At 41.1% G+C, this 22,521-nt stretch carries 17 protein-coding genes and 5 tRNA genes; 8 read left to right on the top strand and 14 right to left on the bottom strand.

Annotated elements, in window-relative coordinates; translation table 11 throughout:
• Positions 1–54 precede the first annotated feature (54 nt).
• Positions 55–1,188: a MalY/PatB family protein gene (locus tag ACRWQL_RS16075; protein ID WP_434951024.1), complete on the bottom strand. Its 1,134-nt coding sequence runs from the start codon at positions 1,186–1,188 to the stop codon at positions 55–57.
• A 715-nt stretch (positions 1,189–1,903) separates the two neighbouring features.
• Positions 1,904–1,993: transfer RNA gene (locus ACRWQL_RS16070), tRNA-Ser, on the bottom strand.
• Between the two features lie 243 nt (positions 1,994–2,236).
• On the opposite strand from ACRWQL_RS16070, the gene ACRWQL_RS16065 reads away from it, so the two are divergent.
• Positions 2,237–3,994: a S16 family serine protease gene (locus ACRWQL_RS16065; RefSeq protein ID WP_434951022.1), complete on the top strand. Its 1,758-nt coding sequence runs from the start codon at positions 2,237–2,239 to the stop codon at positions 3,992–3,994.
• Between the two features lie 76 nt (positions 3,995–4,070).
• Positions 4,071–4,586, top strand: coding sequence for a bifunctional 3-hydroxydecanoyl-ACP dehydratase/trans-2-decenoyl-ACP isomerase (fabA, locus tag ACRWQL_RS16060; protein WP_434931477.1), 516 nt, complete (start codon positions 4,071–4,073; stop codon positions 4,584–4,586).
• 110 nt (positions 4,587–4,696) lie between these two features.
• On the opposite strand, the gene rmf is transcribed toward fabA, so the two are convergent.
• From rmf to rlmKL, 5 genes are all read right to left on the bottom strand, one after another.
• Positions 4,697–4,873: a ribosome modulation factor gene (gene rmf / locus ACRWQL_RS16055; protein WP_226414298.1), complete on the bottom strand. Its 177-nt coding sequence runs from the start codon at positions 4,871–4,873 to the stop codon at positions 4,697–4,699.
• A gap of 279 nt (positions 4,874–5,152) precedes the next feature.
• Positions 5,153–7,057, bottom strand: coding sequence for a DUF3466 family protein (locus tag ACRWQL_RS16050; protein WP_434951020.1), 1,905 nt, complete (start codon positions 7,055–7,057; stop codon positions 5,153–5,155).
• A gap of 26 nt (positions 7,058–7,083) precedes the next feature.
• Positions 7,084–9,000 carry an ABC transporter ATP-binding protein gene (locus ACRWQL_RS16045; RefSeq protein WP_434951019.1) on the bottom strand — a complete coding sequence of 639 codons (1,917 nt, stop codon included), beginning with the start codon at positions 8,998–9,000 and terminating at the stop codon, positions 7,084–7,086.
• Between the two features lies 1 nt (position 9,001).
• Positions 9,002–9,232 (bottom strand): glutaredoxin family protein, encoded by a 231-nt coding sequence (locus ACRWQL_RS16040; protein ID WP_434926724.1) that lies wholly within the window; start codon positions 9,230–9,232, stop codon positions 9,002–9,004.
• Positions 9,222–11,357 carry a bifunctional 23S rRNA (guanine(2069)-N(7))-methyltransferase RlmK/23S rRNA (guanine(2445)-N(2))-methyltransferase RlmL gene (gene rlmKL / locus ACRWQL_RS16035; RefSeq protein WP_434953406.1) on the bottom strand — a complete coding sequence of 712 codons (2,136 nt, stop codon included), beginning with the start codon at positions 11,355–11,357 and terminating at the stop codon, positions 9,222–9,224. The genes ACRWQL_RS16040 and rlmKL overlap by 11 nt, the downstream gene beginning before the upstream one ends.
• A gap of 309 nt (positions 11,358–11,666) precedes the next feature.
• On the opposite strand from rlmKL, the gene ACRWQL_RS16030 reads away from it, so the two are divergent.
• From ACRWQL_RS16030 to ACRWQL_RS16015, 4 genes are all read left to right on the top strand, one after another.
• Positions 11,667–11,743: transfer RNA gene (locus ACRWQL_RS16030), tRNA-Met, on the top strand.
• Between the two features lie 49 nt (positions 11,744–11,792).
• Positions 11,793–11,869, top strand: a tRNA-Met gene (locus ACRWQL_RS16025).
• Positions 11,870–11,986: 117 nt separating this feature from the next.
• Positions 11,987–12,063: transfer RNA gene (locus ACRWQL_RS16020), tRNA-Met, on the top strand.
• A gap of 51 nt (positions 12,064–12,114) precedes the next feature.
• Positions 12,115–12,191: transfer RNA gene (locus tag ACRWQL_RS16015), tRNA-Met, on the top strand.
• Between the two features lie 798 nt (positions 12,192–12,989).
• On the opposite strand, the gene ACRWQL_RS16010 is transcribed toward ACRWQL_RS16015, so the two are convergent.
• From ACRWQL_RS16010 to prmB, 6 genes are all read right to left on the bottom strand, one after another.
• Positions 12,990–13,571, bottom strand: coding sequence for an RNA methyltransferase (locus tag ACRWQL_RS16010; protein ID WP_434951017.1), 582 nt, complete (start codon positions 13,569–13,571; stop codon positions 12,990–12,992).
• A gap of 3 nt (positions 13,572–13,574) precedes the next feature.
• A complete protein-coding gene (locus ACRWQL_RS16005) occupies positions 13,575–13,853 on the bottom strand; it encodes a YfcL family protein (RefSeq protein WP_226414285.1) in 279 nt (92 codons plus the stop codon).
• Positions 13,854–13,857: 4 nt separating this feature from the next.
• The gene (locus ACRWQL_RS16000) at positions 13,858–15,042 is read right to left on the bottom strand and encodes an ATP-NAD kinase family protein (protein ID WP_434951015.1); all 1,185 of its coding nucleotides are present in this window, start codon (positions 15,040–15,042) and stop codon (positions 13,858–13,860) included.
• 64 nt (positions 15,043–15,106) lie between these two features.
• A complete protein-coding gene (locus tag ACRWQL_RS15995) occupies positions 15,107–16,276 on the bottom strand; it encodes an MFS transporter (protein WP_434951013.1) in 1,170 nt (389 codons plus the stop codon).
• Positions 16,277–17,371: a chorismate synthase gene (gene aroC / locus ACRWQL_RS15990; RefSeq protein ID WP_434951011.1), complete on the bottom strand. Its 1,095-nt coding sequence runs from the start codon at positions 17,369–17,371 to the stop codon at positions 16,277–16,279. It lies immediately after the preceding gene.
• A 62-nt stretch (positions 17,372–17,433) separates the two neighbouring features.
• Positions 17,434–18,378, bottom strand: a complete 945-nt coding sequence (gene prmB, locus ACRWQL_RS15985) for a 50S ribosomal protein L3 N(5)-glutamine methyltransferase (RefSeq protein WP_226414274.1) — start codon at positions 18,376–18,378, stop codon at positions 17,434–17,436.
• 79 nt (positions 18,379–18,457) lie between these two features.
• Here prmB and smrB point away from each other — a divergent pair, with 79 nt between their 5' ends.
• The gene (gene smrB / locus ACRWQL_RS15980) at positions 18,458–18,985 is read left to right on the top strand and encodes an endonuclease SmrB (RefSeq protein ID WP_226414271.1); all 528 of its coding nucleotides are present in this window, start codon (positions 18,458–18,460) and stop codon (positions 18,983–18,985) included.
• Positions 18,986–19,060: 75 nt separating this feature from the next.
• On the opposite strand, the gene sixA is transcribed toward smrB, so the two are convergent.
• Complete coding sequence (gene sixA, locus ACRWQL_RS15975; protein WP_434951009.1) at positions 19,061–19,528, bottom strand: phosphohistidine phosphatase SixA; 468 nt, start codon at positions 19,526–19,528, stop codon at positions 19,061–19,063.
• A 189-nt stretch (positions 19,529–19,717) separates the two neighbouring features.
• Here sixA and ACRWQL_RS15970 point away from each other — a divergent pair, with 189 nt between their 5' ends.
• Positions 19,718–22,504, top strand: a complete 2,787-nt coding sequence (locus ACRWQL_RS15970; RefSeq protein WP_434951007.1) for an insulinase family protein — start codon at positions 19,718–19,720, stop codon at positions 22,502–22,504.
• Positions 22,505–22,521: the final 17 nt, after the last annotated feature.

The raw sequence follows: 22,521 nt of genomic DNA, 5'->3' as shown, positions 1-22,521 counted from the left end.
GGCTCAACTTTTTTACTTTATATTGATATTATCCGCAAAAAATTTTGCTTGTGGTTAAACGACTCCGCCCTGCAGTTTTTTAATTGCTTCGACTAAATAATCTCGTGAGCAGCCAAAGTTTAAGCGAAAATAGTCTTTATCACCAAAGTCTCTGCCCGCTGATGGACCTACACCTTTGGCTTCACACCAGGCTTGCGTATCGGTAACTTGCAAACCGCTAGCATCAACCCAGAGTAAAAAAGTCGCCGCGGGTGAGATAGCTTTTAAACCGTCAATTTTGTTGATCTCAGTGACTAAATAATCGCGATTTTCTATCAAATAAGCCAGCTGTTGTTGATGCCAGTCATCGCAATGCCTGAAGGCTGCATTAGTAGCGGTAAGCCCTGTGACGGTTACCGATGGTAACCTGCCCCGGGCAGCATGGCTGAAGGCTGCTCTTAATTTTTCATTGGGAATAATAGCAAAAGACGTACCTAATCCCGCGATATTAAAGGTTTTACTCGCGGCCATCAATGTCACTGAATGCTCAGCTAACTCTGGGTGCGCACTGGCAGGCAAATGTGGCACGTCATCTAAAATTAAATCGCAGTGTATTTCATCCGAGCACAGCATGACGCCATGCTTTGTGCATATTGCTGCAATGGTGTCGAGTTCGGCTTGATTTAAGACTGTACCAAGCGGATTCATTGGATTACACATAATAAATAAGCTGGCTTTAGGATCCGCGGCAGCCGCTTCTAAGGCATTAAAGTCAAGTGTCCAGCGTCCTTCCACTTCTATCGAGCCTATACAGGTTCTGTTGAGATGATTAATTGCAGGTGCTGCCAATATAGGAGGATAATTGGGTGTTTGTACGATAATCGTATCACCTGCTTGGCAATATGCTTGAATAGCCACATTAAAAGCCGGCACCACACCCGGAGTCCAGACTAACCAACTAGGATCAATCTTCCAGTTATACTGACGTTGGCACCACGCCACAACGGCCTCACAGGCATCGGTATCGTGAGCCGGTGAGGTATATCCGAACAGGCCATCATCAATTCGCTGATGTAAGGCAGACAAAATAGGCTCAGCACAGCGAAACTCAGTATCAGCAATCCACATAGGCAGTATATCGGTACCTTTATATTTTTCCCATTTATGGGCTTTTGACGATGTGCGGTCAGGTTTATCACTGAAGTTCATTGCGGGTCCTTTGAACGTTAATTTAGCAGTCTGCAGAAAACAGCCGATTTAGCTATGACTATTAACCTTTGGTTTAGGTTAAAACACAAGTCAAAATAACCCAAGAACTTGTTAATATTACATGCTTTTTTTGTCTGAGGGAGTACATAAAATAGTATTATAGTTAGCCGTACCTCTATTTAAATGACAAAGTCAAAACAAGTCAGACATTAATACCCCAAAAAATTGCTGATTAACATCAAATAGAACCCTTACATGCAGCTGTCAGACCCATTAGCCAAAGTCATTTCTGATATGAAAATTAGCTTAAACCATCACTCGCAGTGATTACACTCTTACATAAATCACTGCCAAGTTAATAAAGTCAAAAATGAAACAACCTTGGAATGTAGCGAATGGATAGCTAACTTGTCACAAAGAGGAAACCATAGCTTCAACGTCCTATATTGGCCCAAACAAAAAAGCCTCATCATTTCTGATGAGGCTTTGTCGTTGAATGTGGCGGAGGGATAGCTTGCTTGTAATAAAGAGGAACCCAGAGGTTTAAATTCCTATTTTTAGCCCAAATAAAAAGGCCTTATCTTTCGATAACGCCTCTTCATTAGAATGTGGCGGAGGGATTACTTGTAATAAAGAGGAACCTAGGGTTTAAAGCCTTATCTTTCGCCAAAACAAAAAAGCCTCATCATTTCTGATGAGGCTTTCTCGTTGAATGTGGCGGAGGGATAGGGATTTGAACCCTAGAACGGGATAAACCGTTGCCGGTTTTCAAGACCGGTGCATTCGACCACTCTGCCATCCCTCCGAACGAGCTGAATAATATAAGTATCTCTGGTGCTTGTAAACTATAAACTTTAAAAAAAAATCTAAATGTTTACCATTTGACCACTATGATGTGTTTTTATGCAAAAAGGGGCAAAACCGCCCTACTTGGGCTTACATCCCTTTATAACAGTTAACTTGCTAGACGATTCATTTAAAGACTTTACAGCACTTTATGCTACTATTTGAGTCATTATTTTCCAGTATATCGTCCACTTATTAATTTATGAATCTAACATTGCTTCCTAGTGCCAAACTGGCACCACAATTTCATGTACCTAAAGAGGTACCAAGTACTTTTTATCCAAGTCACTTATTGCTGGGTCAGGATAGAGTTGTTGATAGCTTTAAATTAATGAATAAAGTGAGTGGGCAAAATCTGTTTCTAGCTGATTTCCCAGGCGTGGACCGTGTCGATTTTATTGAAGCATTATGTACACAGGCTGATACTCCTGCGGATCAATACCTAGTTGCAACAAAATCAACAGAAGATCTCCAGCCGGTTAAATTTAAATGGCAGCCGCAGCGTCCCCCTGAAAATGTTGGCACAATCGCTAAACAACAATCATTGTTTTGTTATTTACAAGGTCCTATAAGACGTAATGACCTGATTGGGAAAATGCAAAAGACCGATAAAAATAGCCAATATAAAGCAGGGGCATTAGCATCCAATCATTTTGTGTTTATTTGTTTGCAGTCAATTTGGAAGCGCGAAGGTCTATGGGAGTTGTTGTTACAAATTCTCTCTGATGGTGAGTATCGTATTAATCAAGATTTAGCCCCTATTCCATTAAACTGCAAAATTATACTAGTGGGCTCGGGTATCTCTTTTAGTCACTTACAAAGTGAAGACAGATTATTTAGTCAGCATTTTCCAATATTAGCTGAAATCAGTTATGAGTTAGATTTAACCAAACATTCAGAAACGCAATATGTGCAGTGGTTAGCGACATTAGCCAATAAACAAGGCGTAGTGCTTGAAACATCAAGCATATTACCGTTACTTTGGTACAGTTCTAGACTCATTGAGCATCAACAAAGATTAAGTCTGAACATGATAGGCATGCGATCTTTAATGCTTCAAGCTAAGGCTTTTATTCCTAGCCTGCCAAGTAACAAACAGGGTAATGGTATAAACAGTAATGCTGTGGCTAAAGCGTTACAGCAACTCAAGTTTCGTCACAATAGTTCAGAAATTTATTCAGCCCAAAGTTTTGATGATAACTTTATTAACCTCCCTACCGAAGGGGCTATGGTTGGGCAAATCAATGCATTAACGGTTATCGATACGAGCGACTACTCATATGGAGAACCTGCCCGTATTACCGCATCAGTTCACTATGGTGATGGAGAAATTGCGGATATTGAAAGAAAATCTGAGCTTGGAGGCAATATTCATACAAAAGGCATGATGATCCTTTCGTCCTGTTTATATCGCATATTTGGCCGTGATGCGCCGCTTCATTTAAATGCCAATATTGTATTTGAGCAATCTTATCAAGAAATTGATGGTGACAGTGCTTCATTAGCTGAGTACTGCTGCTTAATGTCTGCCATTGCAGAACATCCGATTTTACAATCTTTAGCTGTCACAGGTGCATTAGACCAATTTGGTAATGTACAAGCTATCGGCGGCGTGAATGAAAAAATTGAAGGTTTCTTTAATTTATGTTCTCGCCGAGGTTTAACGGGTGATCAAGGTGTCATTATTCCTAAAGCGAATATTTTGCAATTAAACCTTGAACCAGAGGTAATAGCTGCCATTACCGAGGAAAAGTTTCATATTTACGCCATTGAGCACATGGATCAAGCTGTTGAATTATTGATGACTATCCCTGCTGGTGTAGCAAATGAAGATAATGATTTTCCACCAGAAACCTTATACGGTATGGTACAACAACGACTCGATCGTCTTGCAGGACATGGAGACGAGGTCGAACTTAACTTTTTTGCAAAAATATTAGCAAAATTAGGTATTATTTAGTGATCGGAGTTGTTTAGCTTACACGTGTTCGCTATCTTGTCTGCATCAAAAAGTCATTCTAGTGGTATTGAGAAAAATGGAAAGAGCAAACAGTTTTACCAAGGAACAACTAATCGCATGTGGTCACGGCAATCTACTCGGTCCTAATCGCCCACGTTTACCTGTAGACAATATGCTAATGATGGATCGCATTGTCACTATTAATGATAATGGCGGTGAATTTGGTAAAGGCGAGATCGTTGCTGAACTCGATATCAATCCAGACTTATGGTTTTTTGATTGCCATTTTATCACTGACCCTGTTATGCCAGGTTGCTTAGGCTTAGATGCTATGTGGCAATTAGTTGGATTTTACTTGGGCTGGGAAGGCGCTGATGGTAAAGGCCGTGCATTAGGCGTCGGTGAAGTTAAATTTACAGGACAAGTTTTACCTGATTCAAAGAAAGTGACCTACAGACTTAATATTAAACGCACTATTCATCGCAAATTGGTTATGGGTATTGCAGATGCCACATTAGAAGTGGATGGTCGTCAAATCTATTCAGCGAAAGACTTAAAAGTGGGTGTGTTTAGCGACACTTCTACTTTCTAACTCATTTAGAATTGATTATAAATGATCTCAAAAAGTCTAATTACCTGACGATGTTAATGCCCTCAAAGTGAGGGCATTTTTTGGTCTATATAATCCACAAATGATTCAGATCATTTATTAAACAGCCCATTCAACCTGCCATCAATGCCTTCACGCCAACCACCAAGCCATTGCGACCGAGGGTCTAAACCAGCATAGGGACACAATTCCTTAGAGCGCCCTCCTATCCCAGCTTGAAACCCTTTTGAAAAAGCCCTATCTAAACGATCTCTTTTTTGTCTTTTCATGTAAGCGTCCTCGTTTGTGATTAAACTGACTCGCTATACTTAAAACCCGTTGTATTAAACAAGCCAGACAAATAGGAATAGCTCGTTTTTCAAACAATATCAACACAAAAAAATCATCATTTAGAGTGAAGGTTAATTAACATATTGAGAATAAAAATAAAAAAAATCGAGAATATTTTCTCGATTTTTTATGTTTCATAGTCTACTCAATAACAGTATCAGCACATAGCGTAAATCAGCGTTTAACTGAGTTCAACAAGCTGCTAGAGTGATTAACGCTTACTTAGCTAATTTGACTTTGCGTCGTCTTAACCATAATAGTGGCAGCGCAAATAACCATGACAAACTTGCTGCACCTTGACGCACATAAGGTTTTTCTTCTGGTACATCAGTGTAACTACACGCTTCACCGCTAGTCGGTTTTAACACCACCATACGAGGAAGATAAGATGTAACCGGATTACCATTCCCGTCTAGCGCAAAATAAGGTAGGCCGTTTTCTTCATTGATGATTAAGTTACCCAGAAGATCAAATTGATACTGTGGTTTTCGAATAAATGCGGTACCCACAATAGTACCATCTTCGTTGATACTATTAGCCTCAACGACATAAAATTCTGAATCGTAAGTTAACTCTTCTCCTGTACCATCTTGAATAGTGATTTTCTTACGAGCCCAAGAATCACCAGAAGCTTCATAACCTTTTGATTCACAAACCAAAAGATTGTTAATGTTTAAAAATTCTTTGTCTGCGTGATTATATAAGAAACCCGCTTTTGGTCTAGGTTTTTCTTTATCGTAAGTCACTTCAATTTGACCCACTACTTGACCTTTATTATTAATGTCTTTCGCTTTGCTACTAAGATCTGAAAGTCCTATATTAAAATCATCAGGAGTGACGGGTAACTCTGTTGTGTTATTAGTGTCAAAAATGAAAAACTTACTACGTAGATAGCCGCCGATGTACTTTTGGTAACTACCAACCATTAAACCATCATCATTTATATCATATGACATTGAGGCTAAAATATCGTTATCTTTAAAATCAACCCAATTATATTGATACACACCATTTGCATCTTTTTTCCAAAAAGCAGCATCTTGACGTAAATTATTAGTATCCCCATTGCGATAAACATGGGAGCGTCCAACAACATCTGCTTGACTATTAATACCTAGACCTTGGGCAGTAAATACAAAAGTTGACTCGCCTGGAGTTAACCCCAAAGGTAATTCAGTAACTAAAGGCTTACCTTCAGCATCAATATTATTTAAATCCCACACAAGGGCACGGGTTTGATATTGAATGTTACGACGGTTATTAATAGGGTATTGATCTGCTTGAACACAAACATCAACAGGTGATGGATTATCTGCATCTGGATTGTAATTATCAATACAAAGGTTGACTCGGTCTTTACTGAATGAAGCCAGCTCAGTGCTGCCGTAACCCGTTGCAATATTATTTTCATTAACCGCTGACGCCGATGACCAACCGCCTAACTCAACAGTTGCGGCGGGTTTGTCACCGCTCTCTTCACGCGTAAAGGTGGTATAAGGAGGCACTAAAGACAGTTCAGTTGCAGGACTGTTAATGGAGTTCACCGCAACACCACGCAGCTCAAACTCACGAATATACCAATATTCTTGATCTGCTATTGTACCTTCATAAGGTATTTGTTGTTCTGGCGCACTAAAGGATCCAACTTTAACACCACTGCTATTCATGCCGTAAAAATAGCTATCCACTGAATTGACGACTTGCTCGCCTTCCGCATCTAACGTGCCGGGAGCTGTCGTACCTGCGATGCTAAAAAAAGCAGGTTTCCATGCTTCGGCGGCATTAGCTGCGGCAGTGAAAGTAAAATTGTTAGCTTCAATTGGTTGATAAATTGAATAAGTAATTTGTTCGGCAGGCGCAATACCGTCTTCGACATCAATGATGCCGCCTTCGATATCTTCAGTGCTGAGCTTCTTTTTTCCTTTAGAAATACCGACTAATTCATCGTTATTATCAACACCCAATGCATAACCTGAACGAGTGCCTGTCAGCGCACCACGTAAATCATAGGTGTCTTCATCTAGATTAACAATTTCATATACAGGCGCTGCTTGTGTACTGCCAATAACGCTTAATACACCAATAGCAACCAATGATAAGGCTCTGTCTAACTTTAACTTCATGTAAACTATTCCTGTTTTATTATTCTTTATTTTAATGATTCAAGCTCTTCCCAACGCTCAAAACATTTTTCTAAATTCTGTTCGGTTGTCGCTAATAGCTGTAATGCGTTATTAACCGTATCTTGTGGCTGATTATAAAAGTCAGCATTGTTCGTCGTTGCTTGTAAAGATGCGATTTCTTGCTCTAACTGTTCCATCTTAGCTGGCAACTCATCCAGTTCACGTTGCATCTTATAAGACAGCTTTTTTGCAGGCTTTTCAGCAGCCTTAACTGGAGCCACTTCTTTAACCGCTGGAGCTTGGACAACGATTTCTGCCGCAGGTTCCTCAGAATAAAATTTTGCACCTTGGGATACTGCATCTTGGTAACCGCCAACATACTCACTCCAATGGCCATTTCCAGTAAACCACCAGCTACTTGTCACTGTATTATCTATAAATGCTCTATCGTGGCTGACGATCAATAAGGTGCCTTCGAAATCAGTCAGTAATGACTCTAACAACTCTAAGGTCTCAATATCAAGATCGTTTGTTGGTTCATCGAGGATAATTAAGTTTGCTGGACGTAGGAGTAAGCGAGCAAGCAATAACCGATTTTTCTCTCCGCCAGATAAAGCTTTAACCGGCGTTCTTGCACGCATAGGCGAGAACAAGAAATCCTGTAAGTAGCTTAAAATATGACGATCTTGTCCATTTACTGTTACTGTACTTTTACCTTCACCGACGTTTTCTTCAACGGTTTTTTCAGGATCAAGCGCTTCACGGTACTGATCAAAGTAAGCCACTTCTAACTTGGTGCCAACTTTAATTTCACCAGATTGCGGTTGCAGTTGATCAATTAACAATTTTATTAGAGTTGATTTGCCGCACCCATTAGGGCCGATTAAGGCAATACGGTCACCACGCATGACAGTTGAGCTGAAGTTTTTAACTAAATTTTTCTCTGGAATGTTGTAATCAACATTAAGAATATCAAACACCAACTTACCTGAGCGTTGACCATCTGACACGGCCATTTTGGCATTGCCTTGACGATTTAAGCGCTCTCCTCGCTCTCGGCGTAATGCTTCAAGTGATCTCACTCGTCCTTCATTACGGGTACGACGTGCTTTAACACCTTGTCTTATCCAGACTTCTTCTTCTGCCAGTTTTTTATCAAATTGAGCATTCTTTTCAGCTTCAACTCTTAACCATTCAATCTTGCCATCAAGATAAGTTTGATAGTTACCAGGCCAAGATGTCACCACACCTCGATCTAAATCGACAATGCGAGTCGCCATACGTTGAATAAAACCACGGTCATGGCTGACAAACACAATAGCGCCTTTAAAACTCATTAAGAACTGCTCAAGCCATTCGATAGTATCGATATCTAAATGGTTGGTTGGTTCATCAAGTAATAATAAATCTGGCTCACTGACTAACGCACGCGCTAACGCGACTTTACGTTGCCAACCACCTGACAATTCAGATAATGGCTTATCCGCATCTAGGCGAAGTAGTTCACAGGTTTGCATGATGCGAGAATCTAACTGCCAACCGTTATTATGATCAAGAATGTCCTGAAGAGGCTGCATTTCCTTTAGCATACGATCCATTTCGTCAGGCGATGCATCGGCGATGTCGTGAGACAATTGATGATACTTCTCTAATGCCTCACCAACTTCCTGTAAACCTGCGGCAATATAAGCATAAACAGTGCCTGTTTCTGCTTTAGGAGGGTCTTGCTGTAAGCGACTGACATTAACATTATTAGTGATGTTAAATTCGCCATCGTCGAGTAATACATCACCCGATAAAATTTTCATTAAACTCGATTTTCCAGCACCATTACGGCCAACAATACACACCCGTTCTCCGGGTTCAATGGTAAAATCGGCATTTTGCAATAATGGCGTGTAACCATAGGCTAATGAGCCATTACTAATTCGAACAAGACTCACACTACTCTCCTAAAAATCGCGCTAATTCAGACGCATTGAAAGGCCAACATATTTCACGCTGGCCATCAGCAAACACGGGGATGGAAGTGCCATAACGCTCGGCTAACTCTGCAACTTCACAAATATCGACCTGCTTAAAATTGATTTTAGATTGCTCAACCAAAGCTAATGCTAACTCACACAAGTGACAGCCTTCGGTGTGATACAACACATATTCACTCTCATTTGGCATGGGTAATTAGCCAAACATTGTGAATATGAGGATTACGTTTAAAATCAAGCGGCAAACACTGGTCATCAATATTGACCACATTCATGCCCATCTTGGTGAGTAAATCGGTATCCATTTTAAATTTACGTTTATTGTTAGAGAAGATAATTTCACCTTCTGGAGACAACAATTTGATTGCATCACCTAGCATATTGACGTAGTCACGCTGAACGTCCCAGCTATCTTCCATACGTTTTGAGTTAGAAAACGTTGGCGGATCTATGAATATAAGCTCATATTTATTATGGCTATTTTCTTTAATCCACTGTAGACAATCGGCTTGTATAAATTGGTAATGTCTACCCGCTAGGCGGTTTAAGCTGAAGTTTTCTTTCGCCCAGCTAATATAAGTATTAGACATATCAACCGTAGTTACCGATTTAGCACCGCCTAATGCTGCATGAACTGAGGCGGTTCCGGTGTAGGCAAAAAGGTTTAATACATTACGGTCTCGTGACTTTTCACCAACCAGTTTACGAGTAACTCTATGGTCTAAGAACAGACCTGTATCTAAATAACCGGTTAAGTTTAATTTGAAACGTGCGCCATACTCTTGGGTGATAACTTCTAACTTTTTCTCATCCAACTTTTCATATTGATTAGTGCCTTTTTGGCGCTCTCGCGTTTTCAAGGTAATTTTGTCAGCACTAATGCCTAGTGCACCAGGTAAAGACAGTAAAACATCACTCACACGACGTTTAGTAATCGCTTCTGGAATAGTCGCAGGGGCTGAATATTCTTGAATCACAACGTAATCAACGTATTTGTCGATAGCAACGTTATATTCTGGTAAATCAGCATCGTAGATACGGTAGCTGTTGATATTCTCTTTCTTTGCCCACTTTTCTAACTGCTTCATATTCTTTTTAATACGATTAGAAAACGCGGGGGCAATATCAACAATATCGACGCCTTCAGGTAACTCAGGCGCGATGCGACGGGTGTCTGTGGCATGCAGGGTATAAAGGTTAAACACACATTCAAGTGCACCGTTAAACATTTTCATTTGTTTATCGGCTTTAAGCTTTAGTGATGAGATAAGCTCTACATCACTGCACAGCATGGCCACTTTCCAACCACCAAATTCTTTTTTGAACTTGTCGCCTAGTTGATAGTAAAGCTGTAATAGCTCAGTCACACTGCCAAGACGCTCACCATACGGTGGGTTAGAAATTAAGAAACCTTCCGCTTCAGGTGGGGTTAATTGAAGTACGTCGGTAACATTAAACTCAATAAGATCATCGACACCGGCGTTTTCAGCATTGCGCTGTGCCAGTGACACGATACGAGAATCGATATCAGAGCCATAAAACTTAATGTTACAACGGCTTTTACCTAAGGTTGCGCGTGCGTGAGCTTCTTCTAGAACAGATGCCCACATGGTTTTGTTATGGCTGCGCCAACACTCAAAACCAAAGCGTTCACGCTTAAGACCAGGCGCAATATCACAAGCCATTAACGCCGCTTCAATTAGTATGGTGCCACTACCACAAAATGGGTCTAATAAAGTAACAGGTTGCTGTTGCCAACCTGAACGGACCAACATATTGGCAGCTAAGTTTTCTTTTAATGGTGCTTCACCGGTAGTCGAGCGGTAACCACGCTGATGCAAAGACGAACCAGAAAAGTTCATCGCTATAGTGACTTGTCCATTTCGGAAATGTGCATCAATTTTAAAATCAGGGTTAACCCTTTCAACATCGGGACGATTGTCACCATCATCACGGAAACGGTCAACGACAGCATCTTTGATTTTTAACGCACCAAACTGGGTGTTGTTAATAAAACCGCCGGTACCGTGAAAATCGATACTAAAGGTATTCTTATTAGAAAAATGCGACGGCCAATCAATACAGTAAGCTGCGTTATATAACTGCTCCGGTGATTCACAAGGTCCTTTATAGATAACCAACACAATTCGGCTTGCTAACCTTGTCCATAAAGTGATCCGATAGGCGAGTTCAAGGGGGGCAGAAAAATAAACACCTGCAACACTTTCTTTTACCTCTTGCGCACCGAATTCTTTCAGTTCACAAGCAAGGCTATATTCAAACCCTTTCGGGGAGGCAGCAAAAAAATTAAACATGGGTTGGCTAGTCATCTTTACTCAATAAATTCTGAGGCGCATTATACCTGTTCAAACGGATATCCCCAACGACTTATCTAATTTGGTAGCGCTTCTATTGCCTAACGTTAATGAGACAACCTCCTCTTTCAGCCCTTAAGGCTATAAATCGCTATTTAAACAACCAAACCGAGCACTTTACCTGCAAACAGGTGCATATTTTCAAAATACGCTTGCAAAGCCAAAGGTCAGTCGTTATAGTTCGCTCCGCTTTGAAGGGCACAGCAAACTTTCTTAAGGATGCGAGTCAACAAAGCAGCGTTTATCGGACGCGGGGTGGAGCAGTATGGTAGCTCGTCGGGCTCATAACCCGAAGGTCGTCGGTTCAAATCCGGCCCCCGCAACCAATAATCATTTATTACATGATTACGATAAACAAAGCGATTCAAATACAGTCGCGGGATGGAGCAGTATGGTAGCTCGTCGGGCTCATAACCCGAAGGTCGTCGGTTCAAATCCGGCTCCCGCAACCAATTTAATAGCGTTGTTTAGTTTGTAGATATGTCGGGCTCAGCTCTAATTACCTACAAAGGTCGTCGGTTCAAATCCGGCTCACGCAACCAATTTGATGAGCAAGTGATAAATACAGTCGCGGGATGGAGCAGTATGGTAGCTCGTCGGGCTCATAACCCGAAGGTCGTCGGTTCAAATCCGGCTCCCGCAACCAATTTATAACTAATGAACAAATAAATTACCCAGTAAAAGCAACAAATACAGTCGCGGGATGGAGCAGTATGGTAGCTCGTCGGGCTCATAACCCGAAGGTCGTCGGTTCAAATCCGGCTCCCGCAACCAATTTAATAGTGTTGTTTAGTTTGTAGATATTTCGGGCTCAGCTCTTATTACCTACAAAGGTCGTCGGTTCAAATCCGGCTCCCGCAACCAATTTAATAATGTTGTTTAGCTTGTAGATATGTGGGCTCAGCTCTTATTACCTACGAAGGTCGTCGCTTATGTTATTAACAGTAATCCGGCTCCCGCAACCAATTTATTAATCTCAGTTATAATCACAACCCTTTCTAGTTTTAAAAATCTCACTATCACAATAGTAAAAAATCTTAAAAAACTCGCCCGGCTCAACTCTTTATACAAGCCTACGAAGGTCGTCGCTTCTGTTGTTAACAGTAATCCGGCTCCCGCAACCCATTTATTAATCTCAGTTACAATCACAACCCTTTCTATTTTTAAAAATCTCACTATCACAATAGTAAAAAACCTTAAAGCAACTCGTCCGGCTCAACTCTTTATATAAGCCTACGAAGGTCGTCGCTTCTGTTGTTAACAGTAATCCAGCTCCCGCAACCCATTTATTAATCTCAGTTATGATCACAACCCTTTCTTTTTTTCAAATCTCATTATCACAATAGTAAAAAACCTTAAAGCAACTCGTCTGGATTATCACTTTATGCCCGCCAAAAGAAAACCGCTGATTAAGCTTCGCTAGGAAAATGAGTTAGTGATGATTGTTGCGGATTTTTAGGAAGATAAAAAATAGATATTTATGGATGAAGTAAGAAAACTAAAACGTGGAATTAAAACAACATAGAAAGCAAAGTGCCTTGATGATTAACAGCAAAACACCCTACTTATTGGTTACTTCTTTAACCAGTGCTTCACGCGGGTGCGGTTATTAGTATCGCGATTTTTCATAATCAGCTTATCATCGGTTTGATGCTCAGTTGATTTGGCTAATCGGTCATAGAGCAACACATTTACTGAAGCAGCAAGATTCATACACCCTTTGGTCGGCACATACACTACGTCATCAGCGGCATCGATAAGCTGCTGGGGAATGGTGCCATCTTCAGGGCCAAAAATGTAGAAGGCATTCTCTGGATGGATGAATTGTGGTAATGGAATCGCACCCACAACAAGATCAACGCAAATGACCTTACTGCCTTTGGGCACTTGGGCTAATAATGATTCAACGCCTTTCAGTGGAATGGTTTTGGCAGCTTGCTTTTTATCAACTTCATATTGAGTATCCGCTTTAACCGCAAAATCATAACGTCTACCAGTATAAAATACTTGATTGACGCCATAGCAACCCGATGCGCGCATAATCCCGCCCACATTCACTGGGGTTTTGGGATTAACCAGCCCAATTGCAACGTGAGCAGATACTTGCTCAAATGCTGTTTCGAGCTGTTTATCATCTAATATAGTAAGTGACATTAACTATGCTACTGCAGACACAATACGACTGCGTAATTGCTGCCAAGCTTGGGCAACTAATACATAATCAGCATCATTAAGTTCTTCATTTGCCAGCGCAAGACACTGAATCACTTGATTGTCGAGTGCATCAATACCTTGATCAGCTTGCACTTCAAGTTTTGCTAAAACCACTGCAATATGGCCTTGTAGGTAACCACTGGCAAATAATGCATCATCATCACCATTGCTAACGGTTTCTTGTATCCAAGATTCCATCGCGACATCATACTTTTCTAACATGGGTTTATTCCACCAAATCTGGGTTAGCCACTTGATACATGACGTAATCATGGTAACCAGTTATTACTTTATAATAGCCTGTAAGGGCTACATCTAATTCTGGGTCGCCACTATCCACAATTAATGGCCGTCCTTCAAGTGCTTTTAGCTTAGTTTTTGTGGCAACGATCAAAATATTGTCTTTACCCAGCTGTTTTATCAATGCGGGTGACAATTGTTGGTTACCTCTTCCAAGCACATGACCTTGGCCACCAATTAAGGTGATCACAAGCTTGGCTGATTTGCCGTTTGTTATCTGCAGCAACTCTTGGGCTGTTACATCTGTGGCAATTAACTGTTTGTCTTGAATAACATCAACACCAAGTAAGGTGTTATCTAAATAAAGATCATCCATAATTGCCGCGACAGTACTGCCAGAGCCCATGATAAAAATCTCATCATCCATAGATTCAATCACATCGGCTGCGATATCGGCCAATACTAATTCATCGGTTTCTTTACCGCCCATTTTTACCGCTTGTACATAACGCGGCTCAGCAGGCACTAACATTTCACCGAATCGTTTGGCTTTAACTGTGCCTTGCCTAAATGCCGTTTCATCAATATCCATGACATCAGCGGTCATTAAACTGACTAACTCACCGTCCAGCAGCATTTTAACCACTAAGCCCGAAGCCTTAGGCGTTATGCCATAAACGCCTGAATGAATTTTAACCCCAGCAGGTACGCCTAATACAGGAATAGCATCATCAACAATAGAGTACACATCTCTTGCAGTACCATCACCACCAGCAAAGAGTAATAAATCCAGTGACTGATCTAATAATGCCTTTACAGCGTCACGGGTATCTTGCTGTGTGGTAATTAATACTCTTTGAGTACTTTTATTAACTTCACTTCGATCCGCACTAGATTGATTATGATTATCACCGCAGTGATGCACAACCTGAGTATTAAAGCCCATTTTAACCGCCAAATCCTCGCCCATATTGCCCGACGAAGTAACGATTTCAATTCTGTCTTTATAAGCGGACACAAGCTCTAACGCCTGCTGCATCCGCAAATGCGCTTTGGGCTCAGCACCTTTGGCCAATGCTTCTTCGGCAACACCGTCAGACCCTTTTAAACCGACACTGCCACCTAAACCTGCTAGTGGGTTAATGAGTAAACCTAAACGAAACGGCTTCACATTGGCTCCTTCTCTATAAATTGCAGTTGAATGAAACAATTAATCTATATTTGAATCCACAACATCAGCTGTGCTGGCTTTTACCATTCATATCGGGAATAAACATAACGGCCACGGCAGAGGCTATCGCACAAGTTGCTGCGAATAACCAAACTTGCGCAGCGCCACTACCATCGCCCCAAATATAGCCGCTAACCCAAGTTCCTAACGCACCACCCACTCCAAAACTCAAGCTAGCATATAAGGCCTGGCCAGTACTGCGATGATGGATACCAAAATGACGATGAATAAATTGAATAGACACGGCATGGGTCAAACCAAAAGTAAATGCATGCAATGTTTGGCTAAATATCAGCATAATAACCACATCGGGATAATACCCTAAAATTAACCAACGCACAGAGGTCAGCAAAACACTAACAATAAGCAACAGGCGTAAACCATATTTGCCAATCAATTTTGAAGCGTATAAAAAGATGCCTATCTCGGCCAATACCCCAAAGGCCACCATGATCCCAGCGAAGGTTTCTGAATAACCAACTTGCTTAAGATAGAGCACAAAAAAACCGTAGAAAGGTCCAACACTCATTTGTAATAACAAGGCTGACAATAGAAACAGAATGATTGATTTATCTAGCCGTAATTTGGGTCGTTCTGACCCGCTTAACACAGCGGCTTTAGTTGAAGGTAGCGGCATTGAACATATTAATAATCCAATAAATAACACCATGCCAATATACGGCAACACCTCAGCCCCTAAACGTTCGATACTCACGCCAGCAAGCACAACTAAAACAATGTAACCAACGCTGCCCCAACTTCGAATTGCGCCATATTGATTGGCATTGTCACCTAAGGTCTCAAGAGTGATGACTTCAAGTTGCGCTAAAATGGCATTCCAAAAAAAGGTATAGATGGTCAAGCTAATCGCTAAATACCAAAAACCACCTTCAAAGAAAAAGCTGATAAAAGTCAGTGCTGCACAAAAAGCCCCTAGCTTGATCAACCCTGCCCGCATCCCTGTTCTATCAGCAACTATAGCCCAAAGGTTAGGCGCAACAATCCGCGTCGCCATGAGTATGGCAAGTAATGAACCAATTTCTTGGGCATCAAACCCACGGGCGTCAAAAAACACCCCAAGATAAGGGACTAGAACACCAAGAATAGCAAAGAAGAAAAAATAACAAGCCCTGAGCCAGCGAAGCTGAAACTCAGGGCTAGAATTGGTTGGCATTTAACGCATTCCGATTACGGGTGTTAGGCTGTGTACATCTTGATTTTGAGCACGATGACGTAATAGATGATCCATCAATACAATCGCTAACATAGCTTCAGCAATAGGCACTGCGCGGATCCCGACACAGGGATCATGACGACCTTTAGTGACAACATCGGCAACCTCACCTTGCGCAGTCATACTTTTACCTGGCACACTAATACTCGATGTTGGCTTTAAGGCAATATTGGCCACAATAGGTTGGCCTGAAGATATGCCACCTAATACGCCGCCGGCATGATTTGACTCAAAACCAAGCGGTGACATCAAATCACGCCCTTCAGATCCTTTTTGTGTCACCACACCAAATCCATCACCAATCTCAACACCCTTTACCGCATTAATACCCATTAGTGCGTGGGCAATATCTGCATCTAGGCGATCAAATACTGGTTCACCAAGACCCACTGGCACACCTGTAGCTAATACGGTAATTTTTGCACCGACAGAGTCGCCTGACTTTTTAAGCTCGCGCATATATTCATCTAGTGCATCAAGCTTTGACGCATCAGGAAAGAAAAAGGCATTTTGCTCAACCTGTGCTAAATCAACTGACTCAGCACTAATCGGACCCAGCTGTGATAAATAGCCATGAATATCAATACCATGCACCGCTTTCAAATACTTTTTAGCCACAGCACCAGCCGCAACACGCATCGCGGTTTCACGGGCAGACGAACGTCCACCACCACGATAATCTCGTAGACCATACTTTTGCTGATAAGTGTAATCAGCATGTCCAGGGCGAAATAAGTCCTTTATATTGGAGTAGTCTTGGCTACGTTGGTCGGTATTTTCAATCAATAAACCAATCGAAGTCCCTGTGGTTTTACCCTCAAACACCCCAGATAAAATACGCACTTCATCAGCTTCTCGACGTGCTGTTGTATAGCGTGATGTGCCGGGACGACGACGGTCAAGATCATGTTGCATATCTTCAACGGTTAATTCTAGCCCCGGCGGGCAACCATCAATAATACACCCAAGTGCCACACCGTGACTTTCACCAAATGTGGTGACGACAAAGTTTTGCCCAATACTGTTTCCTGACATACGTCTCGATCCCTTTACCAATAAAAAACTGAATAATGTAATGCTACACTATTACAACATGATTATTCACTATCTTTATAGATGGCAAAAAGTGATTGATTTTCAACTAGCTGATCACGGGTTAATACAAACACCCCATCACCACCAAATTCGAACTCGACCCACATAAAAGGAACATCTGGGAATTGTTCCATTAAATGCACCATAGAATTACCCACTTCAACCACCAATAAACCGTTCTCGGTTAAGTAATCAGCGGCGTTAGCTAAAATACGCTTGGTTAAATCTAATCCATCACGGCCCGATGCTAAACCAATCGCTGGCTCGTGATGATATTCACTTGGCATATCATCAATATCTTCGGCATCAACATAAGGAGGATTAGATACGATCAAATCGTAATGTGGCCCTTTTTCAATCGCTGCAAACATATCTGACTGAATTGGGAAAACACGATCTAACACGCCTAACGTCTCGATATTAATTTGCGCCACCTCTAGGGCATCTTCACTAATATCAAGCGCATCAACTTCAGCATCTTCAAAAGCATAAGCACAGGCAATGGCAATACAGCCGCTGCCAGTACACAAGTCCATAATACGATGTACTGGTTTGTTGTATAACCAAGGGCTGAAATTATTATTAATCATTTCAGCAATAGGTGAACGTGGCACTAACACACGCTCATCAACAAAAAACTCTAATCCTGCGAAATGGGCTTTATTAGTCAAATAAGGAACCGGTAATCGTTCACGAACACGGCGAATAATCAGCTCAACTATTTTATGTTTTTCGCTACTGGTTAGGTTGCTTTGAATAACTTGCTGGCCTATTTCTTCCGGTAGGTGTAATGCATGAAAAACTAATGCAATGGCTTCATCCCAAGCATTATCTGTACCATGGCCATAAAAAATTCCGGCGTCATTAAAACGGCTAACAGCCCAACGGAGCATATCGCCAATAGTACGTAACTCGGTTACCGCTTCATCTACAAAAATTTTATCCAAAACACACTCCTAAAAAATAGTTCTGCTGCATTGTAACTGATGTCTATTAAGATGGGCTAGAATTCAATACAATATCGCCATGAATGACAAAAATATCACTGATTTCGAGTCGTTTAGTGATTTAGTTGCCGGGATAAAACCCCTTAAGCAACAAGCCCATCACTTTAAACAACCCGTAAAAAACAAACAGCAAGTGGAAATAAAAGAGCTACAGCTTCATTCAAGTAGCTACTTTTCTGACACCTATCAACCGTTATTGCCCGTCACAGGGCCAATGCGCTGGACGAACGACGGCGTTGATAAAATAGAGTTAAAACGTTTACGCCGTGGCGATTACGTACCAGACCTATTGCTTGATTTGCATGGATTAAGACAATCAGAAGCCAAACTAGAGCTTGCCGCTCTTATTCAAGCATGCGTAAAGCAAAACAGCATTTGCTGCAGTGTAATGCATGGATATGGTATGGGGATATTAAAGCAGCAGCTGCCTATGTGGTTAGCACAACACCCCAAAGTAAAGGCTTTTCATCAAGCACCTAAAGAATGGGGCGGTGATGCTGCACTACTGATTTTGATTGATATTGGCGATCAGCCACATCGAAGATAGATTGAGAGATAATCGGCTATTAATCTTTCAAGATGAACAGCCCTATCATTCACTGTAACTTTGCAGAAATAGACGTTAAACCCCACTAGGGTAATTCATGCCCACAAAACTTGCTTGTTCAGAATGTTTGTCAATTTGTACAAAAGCAGAGGTGGCAAAAATAGGCGGTTCTAATCCCGCAACTAGTTCACTCACCAAAAAACCCACTATCGGCATGTGAGTAATCACTAACACAGTGTCTGCTTTATATTGCTGTGCATAAGCTAAAATAGCATCAGCGGCCATTTTAGGGTCTCCTGAAGGGGTAATATTGTCTAGCACAACGCATTTTCTTGCTTTAGGTAAGTGTTTACTGACGACTTGCCACGTTTGTTGGGCGCGCAAATAAGGGCTGACTAAAACTAAATCAAGCTGAGAAATACGACTATTGAGTAAGTTAGCCATTTGGCCGGTTTGGTAACGTCCGTGATGCGTTAACATCCTTTCACGATCTGATGGCGCATCAAAACTGGCTTCACCATGGCGCATCAAAAATAGCTGCATACTTAACTCATTATCAATCTTATTTTACTAATACGTCAATTGTAGCGTCATTAAAGCACTTGCGAAACTGTCACCAAACAAAAATTAACTCAACTTTAGTCGATAGTGGTCATAAAGTTTGACGAGTTATTTGCTAAAAGCCGATAACAATATCAATATGTAACTAGAACCGTTACTTGGAGCCTTCACTTGTCCGATTTTCCAGCAATACATGCAAGTCAAAATGATCATCGTTTATACCGTTATATCCGCTTATCGAATCAACTTCGGGTATTACTGGTTGAAGACGTGCAAACCAACCAAGCTGCAGCTTCTATGGCTGTTCAAGTTGGTCACTTTGATGATCCTGCCGATCGCCCAGGTATGGCACACTTTTTAGAACATATGCTATTTTTAGGGACAGAAAAGTTCCCTGACTCAGGTGAGTACCATGCTTTTATTAATCAGCATGGCGGTAATAACAATGCTTGGACAGGCACTGAACAAACAAACTTTTTTTACACTATTAATGCAGATGTTTTTGAAGAGTCATTAGATCGCTTCAGTCAGTTTTTTATTGCACCTAAATTTGATATCGAATTGGTCGATAGAGAGCGTCATGCTATTGAGTCCGAGTATAGTTTAAAGCTAAAAGACGATATTCGCCGTGTATATCAGGTGCAAAAAGAGACCACTAACCAAGCCCACCCTTTTTCTAAATTTTCAGTGGGTAATCTCGCTACATTAGCCGGCCCTCAATCTGAATTACGCGAAGAACTACTGTCGTTTTATCAGCAGCAATATTGCGCAAATATTATGACTCTGTGTTTGGTCTCGCCTGCTTCACTGGACCAATCAGAATTATGGGCTAAAACCTATTTTGAAGGCATCGTCAATCGAGGTGTAAGTAAACACTATCCTTCTGAATCACTGATTACAGATGCTGAACGCCTAAAACAGATTTCAATTATCCCTTTAAAACAACAAAAACGAATCAGTGTTAATTTTGCACTACCCGGAATTGACCAATTCTATAAACGCAAACCATTAACCTTCATAAGCCACCTGTTAGGCAATGAAAGTCCAGGGAGTTTGTTGTCTTACTTAAAAGAGCAAGGCTTAGCTAATAACTTATCAGCTGGCGGTGGCATCAATGGGTTTAACTTTAAAGATTACTCAGTCAGTATTCAGTTAACTGATCAAGGTTTTAATGCTATTGATGAAGTCGTAAAATGTATTTTTGAATATATCCAACTCATCAAAATACATGGACTTGAAGATTGGCGTTATCAAGAACGCGCTAATTTATTAAACACCGCTTTTCGGTTTCAAGAACAAATTAAAGCATTAGATCTCGCCAGCCACCTCAGCATTAACATGCATCACTATGATATTGAGGATGTGGTCTATGGTGATTATAGAATGGATAACTTGGATGTAGCTGAAGCACAGTCGCTACTTGAATTAATGCATCCGCTCAATATGCGCTTGCAGGTTGTTGCCCAAGATCTTGATACCGACAAGCAAGCGGCTTGGTATCACACACCTTACAAGGTATCGAATATTGAGTTATCGCGATTAGCATATTGGCAACAAACTGAGATTAGACAAGCTTTAAAACTGCCCCAGGCTAATCCATTTATTGTGCCCGATCCGCAGTCAAGAAATGAGGCAAGTCAACATCCAGTACCTGTGGTAGTTGCTGAAGGCGAAGGCTATAGAATTTGGCATAGAAAAGATGACGAGTTTAATGTGCCCAAAGGGCACCTTTACTTATCACTTGATTCACAAAAAGCCAGTATGTCACCTCGTCATGCAACCTTAACCCGTTTATATGTTGAGCTATTGCTAGACTACTTAACTGAGTCAACCTATCAGGCTGAAGTTGCTGGATTGAATTATAATATTTACCCGCATCAAGGTGGCATTACCCTCCACCTCACAGGGTTTACGGGTAACCAAGAAACCTTGCTTGCGTTGATTATTCATAAAGGACGTGAGCGACAATTTACCCAAGAACGCTTTAACATGATCCGTAAGCAGATTTTAAGAAGCTGGAATAATGTTGCTCAAGCAAAACCTATCTCGCAATTATTTACCAGCTTAACAGTCACATTACAAAAGCGTAGTTTTGAACCGGTAAGAATGGCAGAAGAGCTTGAAACAATTACCTTAGATGAACTTCATAATCATGTAAGTGAATTTTATGAAAAAATCTATCTGGAAGGTCTAGTCTACGGTGATTGGTTAGTGTCAGAAGCTCAAGCATTGGGTAAGAAATTACAACACTTATTGTCCCTGGTGACAAAACCTAGCCATGAATCATCACGAGAGTTAGTTAACTTACAAGGTGTTGGTACCTTGCTACGTGAGAAAGCAATCCAGCATCAAGACAGTGCTATTATTGTTTATTATCAATCTAGTGAAGCAACGACAGATAAGATGGCACTGTTCAGTTTATTAAACCATACAATGTCATCAACCTTTTTTCATGAACTGCGTACAAAACAGCAATTAGGTTACATGGTAGGCACAGGTTACCTACCACTCAACAGACATCCTGGGCTGATTTTTTATATCCAATCCCCTTCTACTGGTCCCCGAGTTTTGCTTGAAGCCATTGATGAGTTTATAGCCGACTTTAGCTATGCGGTAATGCAAATAACCAATCAACAATGGGAAAGTACTAAACAGGGTTTAATTAGCCAAATTATGGAACACGATTCTAATCTCAAAACCCGTGGACAGCGCTATTGGGTTAGTCTAGGTAATAGGGATTATCAATTTGATCAACGTGAAAATGTTGCCGCAAAAGTCGAAACACTCACCAGAGCAGACTTAATCAAATTCATGATGCAACAGATGCGGAGCAAGCATTGTGACCGCTTAGTCTTATTCAGTTGTGGTGAGCAACATTCTCAACAGCAACTCGGATCTAAAAATATGATTCTAGATCTAAGAACATTTAAGCAAGCTGCTGAAAAATTTAACTTTTAGAGATTATGTCTGTTAAC

Source organism: Shewanella sp. HL-SH4 (assembly GCF_051164845.1).
In the GTDB taxonomy this organism is placed as follows: Bacteria; Pseudomonadota; Gammaproteobacteria; order Enterobacterales; family Shewanellaceae; genus Shewanella; species Shewanella glacialimarina.
The sequence above is the reverse complement of the archived record's forward strand: the minus strand, read 5'-3'. Positions and strand labels throughout refer to the sequence as shown.

What these genes read in the sequence shown, in the direction of transcription:
- ACRWQL_RS16075 (WP_434951024.1), bottom strand. Translation starts at nt 1,188, where the DNA reads ATGAACTTCAGTGATAAACCTGACCGCACATCGTCAAAAGCCCATAAA.
- ACRWQL_RS16065 (WP_434951022.1), top strand. Translation starts at nt 2,237, where the DNA reads ATGAATCTAACATTGCTTCCTAGTGCCAAACTGGCACCACAATTTCAT.
- fabA (WP_434931477.1), top strand. Translation starts at nt 4,071, where the DNA reads ATGGAAAGAGCAAACAGTTTTACCAAGGAACAACTAATCGCATGTGGT.
- rmf (WP_226414298.1), bottom strand. Translation starts at nt 4,873, where the DNA reads ATGAAAAGACAAAAAAGAGATCGTTTAGATAGGGCTTTTTCAAAAGGG.
- ACRWQL_RS16050 (WP_434951020.1), bottom strand. Translation starts at nt 7,057, where the DNA reads ATGAAGTTAAAGTTAGACAGAGCCTTATCATTGGTTGCTATTGGTGTA.
- ACRWQL_RS16040 (WP_434926724.1), bottom strand. Translation starts at nt 9,232, where the DNA reads ATGCCAAATGAGAGTGAATATGTGTTGTATCACACCGAAGGCTGTCAC.
- rlmKL (WP_434953406.1), bottom strand. Translation starts at nt 11,357, where the DNA reads ATGTTTAATTTTTTTGCTGCCTCCCCGAAAGGGTTTGAATATAGCCTT.
- ACRWQL_RS16010 (WP_434951017.1), bottom strand. Translation starts at nt 13,571, where the DNA reads ATGTCACTTACTATATTAGATGATAAACAGCTCGAAACAGCATTTGAG.
- ACRWQL_RS16005 (WP_226414285.1), bottom strand. Translation starts at nt 13,853, where the DNA reads ATGTTAGAAAAGTATGATGTCGCGATGGAATCTTGGATACAAGAAACC.
- ACRWQL_RS15995 (WP_434951013.1), bottom strand. Translation starts at nt 16,276, where the DNA reads ATGCCAACCAATTCTAGCCCTGAGTTTCAGCTTCGCTGGCTCAGGGCT.
- aroC (WP_434951011.1), bottom strand. Translation starts at nt 17,371, where the DNA reads ATGTCAGGAAACAGTATTGGGCAAAACTTTGTCGTCACCACATTTGGT.
- smrB (WP_226414271.1), top strand. Translation starts at nt 18,458, where the DNA reads ATGAATGACAAAAATATCACTGATTTCGAGTCGTTTAGTGATTTAGTT.
- sixA (WP_434951009.1), bottom strand. Translation starts at nt 19,528, where the DNA reads ATGCAGCTATTTTTGATGCGCCATGGTGAAGCCAGTTTTGATGCGCCA.